Consider the following 15,285-nt stretch of genomic DNA (forward strand, 5'->3'; position numbering starts at 1 on the left):
GGGCCTCAACCGGCTCTACTTTCTCTACGAAGCCTACGACGACTATTGGGACTTCAAGCGACCGGGATTAACGAACGATATCTTCGAAGTCGTTGTGGACGGCGACCTATCAGGCGGCCCCTTCATTAAGACCGAGAACGAAAATCTAAACCTTCTCCCCAAGTCGGACTTGCATTTCAAAGGTCACGGAACGCACGCCCAAAACTACCACGTCTTCACCCCCGCACATAAAAAGGACTGGGCCATGATCTGGGGCAACGCTCCCTGGATTAAAGACTTCCCTCACGCCAACGCTGCTTACGACTACAGCTTCAAACACGGCGAAAGCGGCACGCTCAGGCTCGAGTTCTACATCACCGTCTACGACCATGCAGACCCAAGAGGTCCGGCACTCTCCACCCAATCGCAATTCGAAGAGAACGACCTCATAGGGCTTTCGTGGTGCATTCTTGAATACGACAACGAGGAAGACCGCTTTCATTCCTTCATGAATCTCGCCCACGATACGGAGATGATTCGAAACGCCTCTCGCCTCTGCGCGTTCAGGCTCGCACCTCTCGAAGCGCGTTTCCGTGCCCCATTGGAAGCGAACTGGAGTTTCTCGAATCTACAAAACGACAAGCGTCTCATTGCCTTCCAAGATCAGTCCTATGGCGACGTACGCTCTTGGCATTGGGATTTCGGCGACGGGTCGACCTCCACGGAACAGCACCCTATTCATCGGTACGCATCCCCCGGCGAATGGGTCGTCACCCTCTCGATCAAAGGCCCCGAAGGGAGAGACCGCCACTCCAAAGTCTGGGACGTAGTAACCCCATAACGTAGTCGGGCCCACAGAGGTAGCGGCCGCTGTCCCCAGCGGCCACAACGTATACCCAGTCATCACCCAAATCGTACCTAACAATGCCCAACATCCTTCGCCTCACACTCTTAATCGTATTCCCTTTTCTCTTACATGGGCAAACAGACCCATTCGAAGAGGGCAATGACACAGAGTTCTTCGTTTTGCTGGATTCCTTCGCGGTATACGGCGGCGAGATAAAGGTCATCGATGGAATGACAGGAGAAAAGTACACCATCGGCAATGAGGTTGTAATGGATTTTCATTACAACATGCCCAAGATAATGGGCGGCTTCCACACCATGCTCCTCGACTTCGAAGCTGAATACCTCAAACAGCGTTTCACAGACGGTCTCCTCCATGAAAAGGAACTCAAGGGTTTGGCCCACTCCTTCGGCATTAAAGGCTTCGACCTCGATAAAGAGCAACTCTTCCGCAAAGAGCGCGTCATCATCAACCGCCTGCGCCAAGCTCCATTCTACCATTTGGATGAGCTCGTGGTATGGGACCTCGCCCGCTTGAAAGAGGAGCCCGACAATCCCTATGCCCAGCACATCCGCTTCGACCCCGATACGCAGACTTGGCACCGACGCGTCATCATCAACTGGGACGTGATCACGCGACACCCACACGGAGCCGTCCAGCATGCGAAAAAAAGCCAAGGACTCGATTTGGACACTCAATCGGGATTCTATCAAAGCAGCGGACTGCATGAACAAGTGAACTCCGGCGACTTCAAGGACCTCAAGCTTTCCTATCCTATTTTTATCGATAGCCGCAAGCCGGCCGAAGCGCAAATGGACTCCCTTAAACGCGCCTTCGTGAAAAACCTCCGTCACATTTACGACCCCTTCAGTTGGGGAGGCAGAAGGGACGAGCGTTTCCGCTACGGTTTGATGCGCGAGCTGCACAGTCACCAAAAGGGACGGAGCCACAAATTCAAAAATCGCGAGTGGTACGACCAAGTGATTTGCCAATTCCTCAACGACGTCGCCGTTATCAGACGCCATGGCTACGAAGTGATCTACGAAGAGATCGCAGGCCTGGCCACCATCGAAAGGTACCATAACCAACTCGGCGAAGAAATCGACCTCCTCAACTGGGAAGCCGATGAGCGGCGGGAAATCAGAAGGCCTTACCATAAAGCGAGAAACCCCATCCACCCGAGGATCAGCTTCGATACTGCCAGAGGCGCTCGCTACATTCTGCTCGACGCCTACCTGCGAAAAGGAGAGCAATTCGTCGACACCCTCAGGACGGAACTCCTCGCCGTCAAAAAGAAGCAGGACCCGATCCCCGTCTTCGAGAGCGCACTTTCCAAGACGATGGGTATGCCGGCCGAAAAATACATCGAGCTCGCCTACCCCCAACAACGTCAACTGATCGGGAAATTCTACGACAAAGCCTTAGAAAAGAAGAAGCCACAACAAGTCGCTCGGAGAAACTGACGATACCCCAGTCACGTGCTTAAACTTTGTATACGCCAGGCAAGTTTCCCTGGCGCTATCGTTCCCCATCTACTTCGCAAGCTTAACGCCCTTCGGTAACTTATATTTCGTTTTCACCGTACCGTCCGCTCTACGTTCATGTCTTACGAAAATTTCGCCATGCGGCGTTGGAAAGGTTCCTTCCGCCCATTTTAGCCGCCCCAGTTCCGGTTCGATACGCACCTTCTGAAAGCCCGGTTCAGCCGGCGAGATACCAAGTACTCGTTCACTCAACCATGCAGTCGGGCCGCTCGCCCAACCATGACAAAGACTATGCCTATACCCAACGTAGCAATACCCGCCGTAACAACCATGAACATCCTTCTCCGACTCCGGAACAAGTTCGTCAACGCGAGCCGCATTATCCATCCATTCGAGATCGAAGTCTTCCCAGAACGTTGTCGCCCCAAGATCCAACATCGCTCCCCAATATTGGGAAATAAAATCAAGCGCTGTATCGATCTCACCGGCTTCGGCCAATGCCTGAAGCACGTAGAATCCATAAAAGGTAGAAATTCGCTTCGGCCCATCGACCTTCAAGACGCTCTTCGCGGTTTCCTGGGCATCCCGCATTCCAGCCAGAGCGAGCAAAGCCGCCCCTGACTTAGAACCGTTCACATCCGGAACCACTACACGCCCGCGATCCGCAGCCTCAGCGCACAACTCCGCAGTCTCGCGATCTCCGACTTCAAGCATCAAGCGCTCGCCCGCATCCAGTGTCATCACCAGTAGAGCTTGTAAGCCAGCTGTCACTCCCTGCTTGTTCAGAGAACTCGGCCAATCCAAAAAGCGGGTCCCTTTAATACGTTCCTTTCCATCCGGTCCGACCAGCTTTGCGAGTTTCCTCAAGAGCTTCCGCATATACGTCTTCTGTTCGACCAGATACTCGCGATCCCCATGATTCATCCACCATTGCTCGTGAATCAACACCCACCACATCGAGTAGGAACTAATCCCATTCATCCATGCGGAAACAGGTGTAACGTCACGCGTCAGATCAAGACTCTTCGGAACAACCTCGTTGTATCCAAAAACTGCGTTTATCGTTGCAACCTCGGGGTGCATGTCTCCGATCCAAACAAGGCGATCTCGCTTCACGCCATCCCATAGGTAGTCCTGCATGTTCAGATGCACAGTGTAGGCACCCACTTCCCAGATCTGATTGAGTCGCTCATCGTCGCATTTGAAGGATCCGAGCTGTGGTACATCCCGAATAAGCAGCACCGCTCGCACCTCGGATATATGAGCGGCGTGTTCCGCATCCACGTTGTCGATACGTAGGAAACGAAATCCGCTCGGCCCTAGGGTCGTTTTCCCGAGCCACGGAAGACTAGTCTCGAAATCACGTAGGGCATGGTCGTTCTGAGCATTTGTGTCACCCCCCAGCTCTGACATTGCCTCTGCAGCGGATTCCCCGAAGCGAACGCGGATGCGGGGCATGTCCTTGTTCTTGGTCATCGCAGTTATGATCTCTACATTACCCGCGATCTGACGTCCAAAGTCCAATAGCACAGCTCCAGTATGTGACTCTAGAATGAGAGGCTTCTCCAGTTCCTTCAAAACAGCCTGACCGTTTTTGGGTAAAAGCAGATTGTCCGCATTGCTCACTCCGTTTTCGCTTCGCCAAAGAACACGAGTTGGAGGGACGAGAAACGATGATAGCTCACTCTTTTCAAGGGAGTCCAAAAAAGCTGCATTATCTGAAGCTCGTAGGTTACATGTTAACACAGTGCTGAGTAATGCAACGAAGCTGATATATCTCTGCAATTGATTTCTCATAAAGACCTTCAAGTTCACGGTCTAACCGAAATAGGGAATCTTCCAATGGAGATGCCTCAATAGATTGGAGGCCAAAATCACATTAGCGACCGAATCCCTGCCTGACAGTCAGCAGGCGAAAGACCTCAATCACGATCCAAAGTGTCCTATTATACGTATCTAGATTTTAAGTTCACTCCAAGCCCCCTAACCTCGAATGCTCAAGCCCCAAAAACAACCTCTCTCCCCATACATCACCGTACAAACCTGCCGAAAGCTGAATTTTCCTCAAGATCAGGTTTGGGATCTAATCGCTGGATTTGATACCCTTCCTCACTACAACGATTGCATCATAGAGAGTCGACTGAGCAAAGGTGGAGTCATCCGCTATCTTGCTTTGTCAGAAAATACCGTAGGCGGCGTAATCGTCGAACGTCTTGTTCATTTCAACGACGATACAAAGTCCTTCAGTTACCGCATAATCGACCAAATAGATTCTCCTATTCCCTTTCGGAACTACCAAGCCTGGGTCAGCATCTCTGAAGCAGACTCTGACTCATGTATCTTGCATTGGGGAAGCAGGTTCAATGTTGAAGGGGCGACCAGAGAGTATGCGGAACGCATGGCCAAAACGTTTTACGAAAGATGCTACGACGGAATCGAGAGAACCCTCTCCAAATAATGCACGTACCCGGAATTCGGGCACTGAAGCTTGATCGGCTTCGGGCCGAAGGTCTGTACCTGGAACGAAACTACGTACAGCCGCAGTGCTCGCCGACACGCGTAAGCTTTCTCTCCGGCATCTATCCTTACCCTTGAGTGGGAAGGGCTGTACTTGAATCATACTGACACCGTGAGTCGCCATCCGCGACCCCTCTTGACTCCCTATGACGAGGAAGTGGTCTGTATCGTATTCGAGTTCGAATTCGGAACAACCGGGCAAGATCTGGCCAAGGTCTACCTCAACCCGATTGGCGACCCGAAAAAACTCATTCCCGTCGCAACCTTCACCGGCGGGTTCACTTTCGATCGCCTGCAATTCAAGGTAGGCCACCGTCCAGGTGCGTCACTAATAGTAGATGAAGTCCGACTCGGCCGGAACTGGGAAGACGTACTCTAAAATCTAATACAGTATTTGATCATCGCTCTAAGTTTCGTACTTCGCGCGATATTCCTCCAACACCTTGTGCGTAATCGGGTACGTCCTCAGCACGCAGAATGAAACGAGCATCAGAACAGGTCCTACTGTGAAGGTCATGAGCGCCAACGTATCAATCGTCTCCGGAGCTTGCGTCTCCTGCCCCGAAACATAGCCGACCCCTTTCAAAATATAGCCCGTCATAAACACGGCGATCGCACTGGCTGCCTTGAGAAAGAAAGAAAAGCCCGCGGCATAACGCCCTTCGCTGACCTCACCGGTTTTCAAACGCTCTATCAGAGAAATGTCCGCCATCATAGATGTGGCCAAAGGAATGAGGATCCCTGCCCCGCACCACCACAATGCCTGAAACAGGACGAAGACCACGGCGGAAAGGTGAAAAGGATTCCCCTTGATATCAAACAAAGGCGTAGACACCGGCTCCATCAAGCCGCCCTTAAAAATGGCCAGCAAGGCAAGAGAGCCAAACGAACTGACCAGCATCGCGAAATAACCAGTCTTCTTCTTATCCCAGCGCTTGACCATGATTCCCAGCAAAAGCGAACCGAGCATGAATCCCACCATGCCGCCGGTATGCACAAAAGTCTTTTCATAAGCCGAGAACTGCATGAACTCGATGTAGGTAAACATCTGCACTTGCCCGACGATGGCCCCAGCGAGTTGAGCAATACCGAAAAAACCGAATACAACCCACACAAAGCGGTTGCTATAGACGTCTTTTAAGTCTCCGACAAAAGCCCTGACATGAGAAGACATACTGGCGTCCTCCAGCTTTGGCAGACCTTTCTTAGCGAACTTATAGGTCGCGACGACGCAGAAGAGGATAATCAATAAGGTAGCGAACGAAAGTACGCTACCCATGGTGAGATAGTTCTCATGAATCTTGGTGCCTTCGAGGCGCGTACCATCCTCCGCTACGCCGTCTCCAAAAAACAGAATCCAAGCCAACCCTCCAAAGATGATGTTGGTGATCATGTTCAGTCCCCAACGATACCCCTGTACCCGAGCACGATCGTCGTCCGTTTTGCTAATCTCAAATCCGAGCGCTGTATAGGGAACTACGAATACAGTAAAGGCCGTCTTCATACAAATGTTCGCCACCAAAAGATAAATGAACAAAGCCTGCTCGCCCCGCACTGCACTCGGCACGAACCACAGCGCCAAGAAAGTCAGCGGAAGCAAAACGCCACCGGCTAGCATGTAGGGATGCCTGCTACCAAACCGGCTGCGAGTACGATCCGAAATCGTGCCCATTAGAGGGTCGCTAATAGCGTCCCAGACCAAAGCGATCGAGAGGGCCAACCCCGCCAACTCCGGGCTCAAGCCTAGGATCTGCGTATAAAAAAGCATCCCGAAGTTGTTGATCCCATTCATGGTGATCGAGCTTGCCCCTTCGCCCGATGCAAAACTCCAAAGGTCGCGTTTCTTTAGATTCCGGTTCACCCTAGCTTCTTTCACGTAGTTACGATTCCAATACTCAGACTATACAGAATTTGGTTCGCCTAAATCAATGGTAATAAGACGGGACACCGAGGCAGCCTCGCAACACATCCGATTTGGCCACAAAATCGTTCAAGCTCCCGCCGTTTTCCCAGCCCTTTCTGCTGGAAAATAGTCCGGAACCTCCGCGAAGGGCAGCACCCCGCCCCGATGTCCCGGCATATACTGATCGCTCACCATATCTCCGTCATCGAAGGGATCATTCGTACGCTCCAGCCAATACTGGAGCTTCGCATGCAATTGCTTCTGCAAAGCGACTACCTCCGGATTGTCGCGGTTCGCCCAAGTGATTAGGTTGTTCTTCTGCAGCGGGTCGGCCTTGTCGTCGTACACCAACCAAGGTCCTTTCGGCGACTCAGCATAGGTATGCGTCCGAGTCACAACTCCACGGAACGGCGGCGTGGGAATACAATGTACATCCACCATGAAGTTAATGAAGACCGAATCGGGAGCCGCAGATTCATCGCCTAAAATCAAAGCCGACAAGTCATCGCCTTGCATCCCTTCCGGAATGTCGGAACCACTCAAGGCTACCAACGAACTTGTCAGCTCGATTAGACTGATCGGCGCATCGCTCACCCGCCCCTCGGGAATATGCCCCGGCCAGCGCATCAGCAGCGGGATCCCCACCGACTCGCGCCAAGGCTGACTCTTAAAATAGTGCTCCTTGTTCCCTAACATGTCGCCATGGTCGGAGGTGAATACGACGATGGTATTCTCGTAGAGATCCAGCTCTTTCAAGTGTGCCTCTAATCGTCCGAGCTGATCATCAATCGCCATGATGTGCGCATAATAACCGGCGAGAATCTCCTTCTTCGCCTGCATCACTTCGTCAGGGACATAGATGCTGTTCGTTTCCATGAACTCGACCGCTTCGGGCTTGTAGCGCTCCAGTAGTTCTTCCGGCATCTCGAGGTACGGGTCATGCGGCGTGCCAATCGACAAAACCAGAAAGAACGGATCCTCCTCCTTCGCTTTTTCCGTGAGGTAGTCGATCGCCAAGTCCGTCTGGTGAATCGGCTCGTAACCATCGATGAACTCCGGCTGCGGCTCGTCGCCGTAGTAGAAGCCTTTCATGTAATTATGCGTGCAGTTGGCGACCGCCCAATAGTCGTCGAAACCGAGGCGCCGCGGACCAGGTGGAGTAAAGCCCGTCCTCGCCCCACCGTCCAGATGCCACTTCCCGATGTAGCCGCACTTATAGCCATTATCGCGCAACGCTCCCGCAAAAGTAGGGCCGTCGTTCTTTACCTGCACCTCGTTGTTCACGACCCCATGGTCCAAGGTGTGCATGCCGGTGAAAATAGTACCACGAGAGGGAGCGCAGGAAGGGGTATTGGCGATCGCATTAGTAAAGCGCGTTCCCTCCGACGCCAAACGGTCGAGATTCGGAGTATCAACGTTCTCGATACCAGAACACCCCATCGCAGTGGAGCGCATCTGATCGGTTAGAATGTAAAGGATGTTGGGTTTATTCATGCAGCGCGACGGAGAAAAGGCAGCTCGATTGATCGTAGTTTTCCACTGATCGAATGAGCCGTATTACTGAACGAGAACATTCGCTGCTCGCTCCAGAGAAATACAAGAGCGGCTCCTTGAAGTACTCTCTCTACGCTGACTGATTCCCACTGTCACTGTTTCAGGAACCAGACAGTCAAGTTCACATGAGCTCATTACAGCCTTAAGACGAGTTTGCGATGTTACTATTTTCTCGAAACGGAAGCGTATCCCCATCATGCCACTCGCATTTCACGAGCACAGTCTCAGGACTATCCGGAAGCCCTTTGTGGTTCAGTCGAAACTGATCCACCACCAAGTCGACCGCAGTCGCCCCAATGCTCTCGGGCTTGATGTCGACCCCGGCGACTCCCGATTCCAAATCGTGCTTTTCCAAGGCGATGAACGCCACCTGCCCCGGCACCTCGATTCCATATTTGTCCAACAACCTCAATCCAGGTGGATTGTGCCCTATAATCACATCGGGTTGATACTTCGCAAACCATTCGGGAATCTCCGCCGTATCCCCATAGCCAAAGGAGCAGACTGGAATACGATCCTCTTCAGGCAGTTGGCTCCGCGTGAAATAGTAGGCAGCCTCCCAGCTGTGCTCCGCACGCTTGGCAGATTCTCTCCTGATCATCAATCCAGGACGTTTGTATCCATAATTCTTTGCCTGCCCCATCGCCATCAACATCCCTTGGTGCAAGTCGCCTTCCGCTGAATATAAATGCGGCCACTCTAACGAGCGCCCAATAACCGAGACGGCGAATTTGCTAAAATCGAAATCAATACGCGTCGGGTCCTTTCCGTAGTCCAGCATCATGACAATACCATCGACGCCTCGCGTATAAATTATTTCAGCCAGGCGACGGCTAGTCATCCCCGGCTCGCCCATCCAAAACGCCTCAAATCCGCAGCCTAAGCTCTCTGCCCTTGCCTTCACCCCGTTGTAGAACCGGTTAAACAATCCATTATACTTCCATGGAGGCGCGCCGGAGACTTCCGGAGCGCTTACCATCGCAATCCGCCTCAAGTAGCTTTCGTCGTGCCCTCTGGCAATGTGCGACATCACTTGAGCGACCTTCTGGTCTCGGACATAACCCATTTCATTCGCAATCGCCTGGATTCTCTCACGCTGCTCCACGGAAACACCTTTAGCACTACGCAGAGCGGCTGATACGGTCGTCCTGGATACGCCACACACCTTGGCGATGTCTCTGATCGTGATCTTTTGGGGCATTTTTAAGGAAGGATTCGGGGGTGACGCACTAAGAACTTTGACCTGAACAGGATAGAACTCCAGACAACACTAACTTGACTGTCAGGTTTCAACAAAATCGCGATTCACCCCAAAAGCTAACAAATACCCCGAGTGCCCCAACCTCTCCTTCTCTACACTTAACGAGCATTAGAGTCTTCAAGACAGAAAGCGAAATCGGACAGTCAAGCTCAATCACGTTTGTAGTTCCTCCACTTCGCCGTTCTCCTTTCACATTCCCCTTTAGACGCAAGCCCCAAGCGTCCAAGACGTCACGATCCAAGTAATCCCCCCAGAAAAATGAGTACAGCCTCCATAGCAAGCAAACCTGCCGAGACCACAACCGGCGAATTCGAACGCGAAGCCGTCCCACCACAGGCCCAAAAAGGAGCCAGCAAATTCTGGGGCATGTACGCCGGAGAACACGCCGCGGGAACGGAATTCATGATCGGTCCTCTTTTCCTACTAGCAGGGGTGTCCCTGCAAAACATTTTCCTCGGGCTCCTTTTCGGAAACCTGATGGCGATCCTAAGCTGGCGCTTCATCTGCGCGCCCATCGCCACCAAAGCACGGTTCACACTCTACAATCACTTGGAAAAGATCTCCGGCAAGTGGCTCGTCCTGCTCTACAATCTCGCTAACGGTCTTCTCTTCTGCTTCCTCGCAGGAGCGATGATCACCGTATCGGCGACGGCGGTCGGTATCCCATTCGACATGACAATGCCTACCACCGACGACTGGCTTCCAAATAGCGCAATGTTCGTTGTCATCGTCCTGGCAGTCGGTCTCGTTATTTCGATCGTAGCCTCGCTTGGCTACGACACCGTGGCGAAGTTCGCCAACATCGCATCCCCTTGGATGGTTCTCGTTTTCCTCGCCTGCGGAATCGTCGCCTACAAGCAGCTAGGCGCAACCAGCTGGGCTGACTTAAACTCGATCTGGAGCGAATCGATCGTATTTGCCCAAGATGGCAAAAGCGAGTCCACCATGGGATTCTGGAGCGTCTTTACTTTCGCTTGGTTTTGCAATGCCGCGATGCACGTCGGTATGGCCGACCTCTCCGTCTTCCGCTTCGCCAAGAAAGCGTCCTCCGCTTGGGCCACCTCTGCTGGCATGTACGTGGGCCACTACATGGCATGGATCGCTGCCGCATTCATGCTGGCCGCACAAATCAGACTGAACCAGGACCCGAACCCAGTGCCAGGTCCCATGGCTAACAACGTAGCCGGACTTGCCGGCATCACTTGCGTGATCGTAGCGGGCTGGACCACCGCAAATCCGACCATCTACAGAGCAGGCCTAGCGTTTCAAGCGATGGCGCAGACCATTTTCCCAAACGTATCCAGATTCTGGGCAACCTTCACAGCAGGGTTAGTCGCCACCATAGCAGGAGCCTTCCCCGCATTCGCATGGCAGCTCCTAGGGTTCGTAGGCCTCTATGGCACCATCCTAGCCCCCATGGGAGGAGTCATCTTTTTCGACTGGTATTTTAGAAGAAAAGGAAACGCCATCGAATTCCAAAGAACGTCACCTGTCTCCTCCTTCAGCATCCCCGTGCTGCTTGCGTGGCTAATCCCCGTCGTCCCTTCATTCTACTTGATCGTCTACAAAGGGTACACAGCTGTGAACTTCGTGCTCCCCTGCTGGCTAGCCACCGGGATTCTCTACTTGCTCTTCAGCAAAAAAGTCAAAACCGCATAAGCCCCACAAAAACTCGATATGATCACTACACTTCGAACAATCGCCTGGCTGGGGCTCGTCCTGACCCTCCTACCGTCCATCCTCTTTTTCTTCGATGCCATCAGCCTCGAAAACCTGAAGACAGCAATGACTGCAGGAATGATACTTTGGCTTGTATTCTCTCCCTTGGTACAAAAGGCAAAAACGAAGCTAGTCAACGATCTGCGCTAACTCGTCCCTCTGATCTATCCAAGGGGACGCGCCAATCGCCTAGACTCAACACATCAGCGACGGAGGAGCTGACTACATCGAGCTCTTCAATCTAAGTCAAAACGGACGAACTCACGCCCCGGCTCGGTATTGTATTTCGGATACGTAAACCGGAGAAGGTGAACTCGCTATTCTCCAGGAGACTACCTGCGCACCCAAGCCTCACTCCGCATCCCGATCGAGCACCAGCGAAGCAGCGTTTCAACCTGAAAGACAATCCCCCACTCAAACCGTACAGTCAGGTTCCGATCCCCTTGTAACTTCGCAGAAAAAAAACGCTAATACCTAAGTTCCCCCTCCACTTACCCCCCAAAAAAAGGTAAACCTGAACCGAGTTCCTGTTTACGACGATGGGAGACAATACGCGTGCAGGGTAGCGAACGTCACAAACTGCAACTCAAAAAAAATACCCATGAAACGAATGCCGCGCATTACCCCATCCGGTAGATCATTTGGCTATGGTCTCCTTTCCCTCCTACTCTCGACGGGAACCTGTCACAGTTCCTTTGCCCAAGAATCAGAACAGCCTGAAGAGGAAGTTTTTGAACTCAGCCCTTTCGAAATCAATGCGGATAGTGACCGGGGCTACGCTGCCACACAAACGCTTGCCGGAACTCGTCTAAACTCGAGCTTACGAGATGTCGGCTCCGCGATCACAATCATGACTCCGGAGTTTCTGGAAGACATTGGCGCCGCAAATTTCGAAGAAGCCCTCATCTACGCGCCCAATACCGACACCTATGAAGCCGGCATAATCAATACGCCGGATGGCACATCTACACGCGACGCAAACCAATACAGTGTTCGCGGCCTCCAAGGGAACTCTTTAAGTCGCGACTTCTTCCGCTCGCTCTACAGAGCAGATCTGTACAATACAGAGCGACTCACATTCTCCAGAGGACCAAACGCGATCCTCTTCGGTATCGCTCAACCAGGAGGTGTCACAAACGCCCTTTCCAAACGCGCAAAATACCATGACATCTTTGAAGTCGCCCATCGCTTCGATGACGAAGGGAGCCAGAGAGTCAGTTTGGACTTCAACAAAGCAATTATCGAGGACGTACTCGCAGTTCGCCTCGCGGCTCTAGACTACGATACACGCTACTGGAGAGAACCTGAGTTCGAAAAAGGGGATCGCCAGTACGTCGCGATGAGACTCAATCCGTTCGCCAACGGATCCGAGTTTATGAAAGACCTCATGATCAATGCGAGTTATGAGCAGGGCGACACCCGTTCGCAACGTCTGGGCAGAAACGAACCGATCTATGATCGTGTCACTCCATGGATAGAAGCAGGTCGTCCCATGGTGGATACAATCGAAAAAACCACAGGCAATACCCAACCAGGAATCGAACCAATAATCAACCGCCCCTCCCTACGCGTTATTGAGACAAACATCATTCCGGGTTCACAAGTCCCTACTCTTAGTTGGAGACGTATGGCTCGTGGAGCAAGAGTCGCACCTGAGGACGGCGACCAAAGCCGAAATAGTTCGCTCCTAGACGAAAGCATCCTCCCCTTCGACGTGAATTACCTCGGCGGTACCCGCCGATACAACGACGATTTCGACACTTTCCAATTCGTCCTGAACAAGAAATTCGGTCAGAACCTCTACCTTGAAGCTTCGTACAACAAGCAGAAGTACAATCGCGTATCCATCGAAGAGGTACGCGGACCATCACTCAACGTAGACGTAAATAACTTCCTGCCAAATGGGGAGCCGAATCCGAACGCTGGACGCTATTTCATCGAAGGACCGATCGTACGTAACCAACCCTTCGGAATCAATGAGCTGACATCCAAGCGAATCTCCGCTTCCTACGATCTCGACCTCACTGGAAAAGACAGCTTCATTCGCCACCTCGGCAAGTTCCGTATGGCTGCCGCTCTAGAATCAGAGGACAACAAGCTCGATCGCCAATGGGTTCAATTGTCCAATGTCACACCAGCCGCCACAAACGCAGCCCTCGGTCTCGCCGGACCAAGAGCATTCAAGACGAAAGTATCTCACCCATGGAATCGAGCAAACTTCATGATGTATCTCGATCCAGCAAACGGATACACGACCATCCCAGCTTCTTCCGAACAGTACACGACCACACTCTACGCAGGTGACCCGATTTCACCTGAGCTGATGGATGAAAATGGAGTGAGCCTTGCATTTATCGCTGACTTCCCAGGGTTCAACGATTTGACCGAAACTCGGTCCGACGTTTTCGCGCTGCAACAATTCCTCTTCGAGAATCGCCTGATTCTCACCTATGGAACCCGCAAGGACGAACAAGATTCATGGAGCGCCAACAGTCTAATCCTAGCCGATACAGATCCCGTAACAGGCATACGCCCGGACCCACGACCCTACAACCCGAAGGATGCTGCCGATAGCCAAGTCACTCGTTCCGGTCGCACCGAGACCATGGGATTCGTCGCCTACCCGATTCGCCCGATCGGACTCTTCTACAACGAGTCGGACAACTTCGTACCCGTCGGACAGGCAACTGACATATACGGTGAAGTATTCCCCAACCAAACGGGCGAAGGCAAAGACTATGGCATCAAATTCTTCCTTCTTGAAGACAAGCTGACTGCCTCCATCACAAAATTCGAAACCAGCATGAAGAACCAGGAAACTGGATATATTCGTGCCGGAGCCCGCGGAGTCGCCAGACCTTTCACCGCAAGTCAAACAGATCTCTGGGAACACGTGGCCGCTTACACTGAGGATGACACGTATCTATCTACTCCTTACAAGTACGATTTGGGACCATTCTGGAACGCGCTTCAAGATCTCGAAACAACAGGTGTCGAATTCCAGATGACCTACAATCCAACCAAGCAATGGAGAATAATGTTCAACTACAGTGAACAGGAAGGAGTGTATGAGAATCTCGGCACTAGACTCAGTCCCTACTTCAACGAATTCGTACCTAGCGTTTGGCAGGATGATTGGAGCGATATACCACTCGACAGCTCAATCACATACCAAACAGGCGAAGTCGAAACCGTAGGGGAACTACTTGCTGCGACACAAGCAGATGCCGCTCGCATCCAATCTCTCGCCGGCACAAGCGACACCCGTCAACCGCTGAGTTCGATGAACTTGGTCACCAACTACAAATTTGCCCAGGACTCCAAACTAAAAGGCTGGTCCGTCGGAGGCAGTGCGCGTTGGAGAGACGACCGATTCCTCGGTTTCCCATTTCAGAGTGACGGTGTAACATTCGATCCGCAAAATCCGTACCTCGGAGGCAGCCACACAACCATAGACTTTATGCTGCGATACAACCGCAAGATCTTCAATAACGTGAACTGGACCTTTCAGGTAAACGTGAAGAACCTTCTGGATGATACCGACCTCCTCCCCCTACAAACAGACGGGCTTGGACAAGGAGAAATTGTTCGTTGGGGATTCCGCACGCCACGCTCAATACAGATCACCAATACACTTAAGTTCTGAGTTCTTAGTAAGAATAAACCAGTCACACAAACCGGGGCTTGTCCCCGGTTTTTTCATACACTCATACCAAACGTACATTGAGCTCAGGCAAAACCAACAGCGCCCAGAGTATCGAGTGTTCCAGATTTCCTTGATCAAACACTCTAGGAAAAATGAAGACTAAATCTGCTGGCACGCTATGCTCGAAGATTACTCTACTCCGCTAGACCAAAGAGAGGACAATGAGCAAGGCTAGGAGTGCTTTTCTTTTGAATTGGCGTACTCGTCCTAAGATGGGAAGAGGTAGGGCGGCCTCGCCGTCTGCGTCCCGCCGTAGCCTTGCAGGCTGTTGCAGAACTCATCCCAGTTTGGCATTGTGAGCTAGGCACGCTTGCT

Annotated in this window: 11 protein-coding genes; 7 read left to right on the forward strand and 4 right to left on the reverse strand. The window is 52.2% G+C overall.

Going from position 1 to position 15,285, the window contains the following annotated elements:
• Positions 1-820 (forward strand): PKD domain-containing protein (locus JIN87_RS26700; RefSeq protein WP_200359549.1); only part of this gene is annotated, 820 nt, incomplete at its 5' end.
• 83 nt (positions 821-903) lie between these two features.
• On the forward strand, positions 904-2,289 hold the full coding sequence (locus JIN87_RS26705; protein WP_200359551.1) for a hypothetical protein: 1,386 nt from the start codon (positions 904-906) through the stop codon (positions 2,287-2,289).
• Positions 2,290-2,358: 69 nt separating this feature from the next.
• Here the strand turns inward: JIN87_RS26705 and JIN87_RS26710 are convergent, their stop codons facing one another.
• Positions 2,359-4,014: an alpha-L-rhamnosidase-related protein gene (locus JIN87_RS26710; protein WP_200359553.1), complete on the reverse strand. Its 1,656-nt coding sequence runs from the start codon at positions 4,012-4,014 to the stop codon at positions 2,359-2,361.
• Positions 4,015-4,303: 289 nt separating this feature from the next.
• Between JIN87_RS26710 and JIN87_RS26715 the strand changes: the two genes are divergently transcribed.
• Entirely contained in the window at positions 4,304-4,768 is a 465-nt protein-coding gene (locus tag JIN87_RS26715; RefSeq protein ID WP_200359555.1) for an SRPBCC family protein, read from the forward strand.
• A 171-nt stretch (positions 4,769-4,939) separates the two neighbouring features.
• Positions 4,940-5,206 carry a hypothetical protein gene (locus JIN87_RS26720; protein ID WP_200359557.1) on the forward strand — a complete coding sequence of 89 codons (267 nt, stop codon included), beginning with the start codon at positions 4,940-4,942 and terminating at the stop codon, positions 5,204-5,206.
• 27 nt (positions 5,207-5,233) lie between these two features.
• On the opposite strand, the gene JIN87_RS26725 is transcribed toward JIN87_RS26720, so the two are convergent.
• The 3 genes from JIN87_RS26725 to JIN87_RS26735 all read right to left on the reverse strand — a co-directional run bounded on the left by JIN87_RS26725 (position 5,234) and on the right by JIN87_RS26735 (position 9,485).
• Positions 5,234-6,703 (reverse strand): MFS transporter, encoded by a 1,470-nt coding sequence (locus JIN87_RS26725; protein WP_200359559.1) that lies wholly within the window; start codon positions 6,701-6,703, stop codon positions 5,234-5,236.
• A gap of 114 nt (positions 6,704-6,817) precedes the next feature.
• Complete coding sequence (locus JIN87_RS26730; RefSeq protein ID WP_200359561.1) at positions 6,818-8,224, reverse strand: sulfatase family protein; 1,407 nt, start codon at positions 8,222-8,224, stop codon at positions 6,818-6,820.
• 202 nt (positions 8,225-8,426) lie between these two features.
• A complete protein-coding gene (locus JIN87_RS26735; protein ID WP_200359563.1) occupies positions 8,427-9,485 on the reverse strand; it encodes a LacI family DNA-binding transcriptional regulator in 1,059 nt (352 codons plus the stop codon).
• A gap of 318 nt (positions 9,486-9,803) precedes the next feature.
• Here JIN87_RS26735 and JIN87_RS26740 point away from each other — a divergent pair, with 318 nt between their 5' ends.
• From JIN87_RS26740 to JIN87_RS26750, 3 genes are all read left to right on the forward strand, one after another.
• Positions 9,804-11,204: a purine-cytosine permease family protein gene (locus JIN87_RS26740; RefSeq protein ID WP_200359564.1), complete on the forward strand. Its 1,401-nt coding sequence runs from the start codon at positions 9,804-9,806 to the stop codon at positions 11,202-11,204.
• 18 nt (positions 11,205-11,222) lie between these two features.
• Positions 11,223-11,414 carry a hypothetical protein gene (locus JIN87_RS26745; RefSeq protein WP_200359566.1) on the forward strand — a complete coding sequence of 64 codons (192 nt, stop codon included), beginning with the start codon at positions 11,223-11,225 and terminating at the stop codon, positions 11,412-11,414.
• Positions 11,415-11,865: 451 nt separating this feature from the next.
• On the forward strand, positions 11,866-14,910 hold the full coding sequence (locus JIN87_RS26750) for a TonB-dependent receptor plug domain-containing protein (RefSeq protein WP_200359568.1): 3,045 nt from the start codon (positions 11,866-11,868) through the stop codon (positions 14,908-14,910).
• The last annotated feature ends 375 nt before the right edge of the window (positions 14,911-15,285 follow it).

The sequence above is a fragment of the Pelagicoccus mobilis genome, from assembly GCF_016595505.1.
Lineage (GTDB): Bacteria > Verrucomicrobiota > Verrucomicrobiia > Opitutales > Opitutaceae > Pelagicoccus > Pelagicoccus mobilis.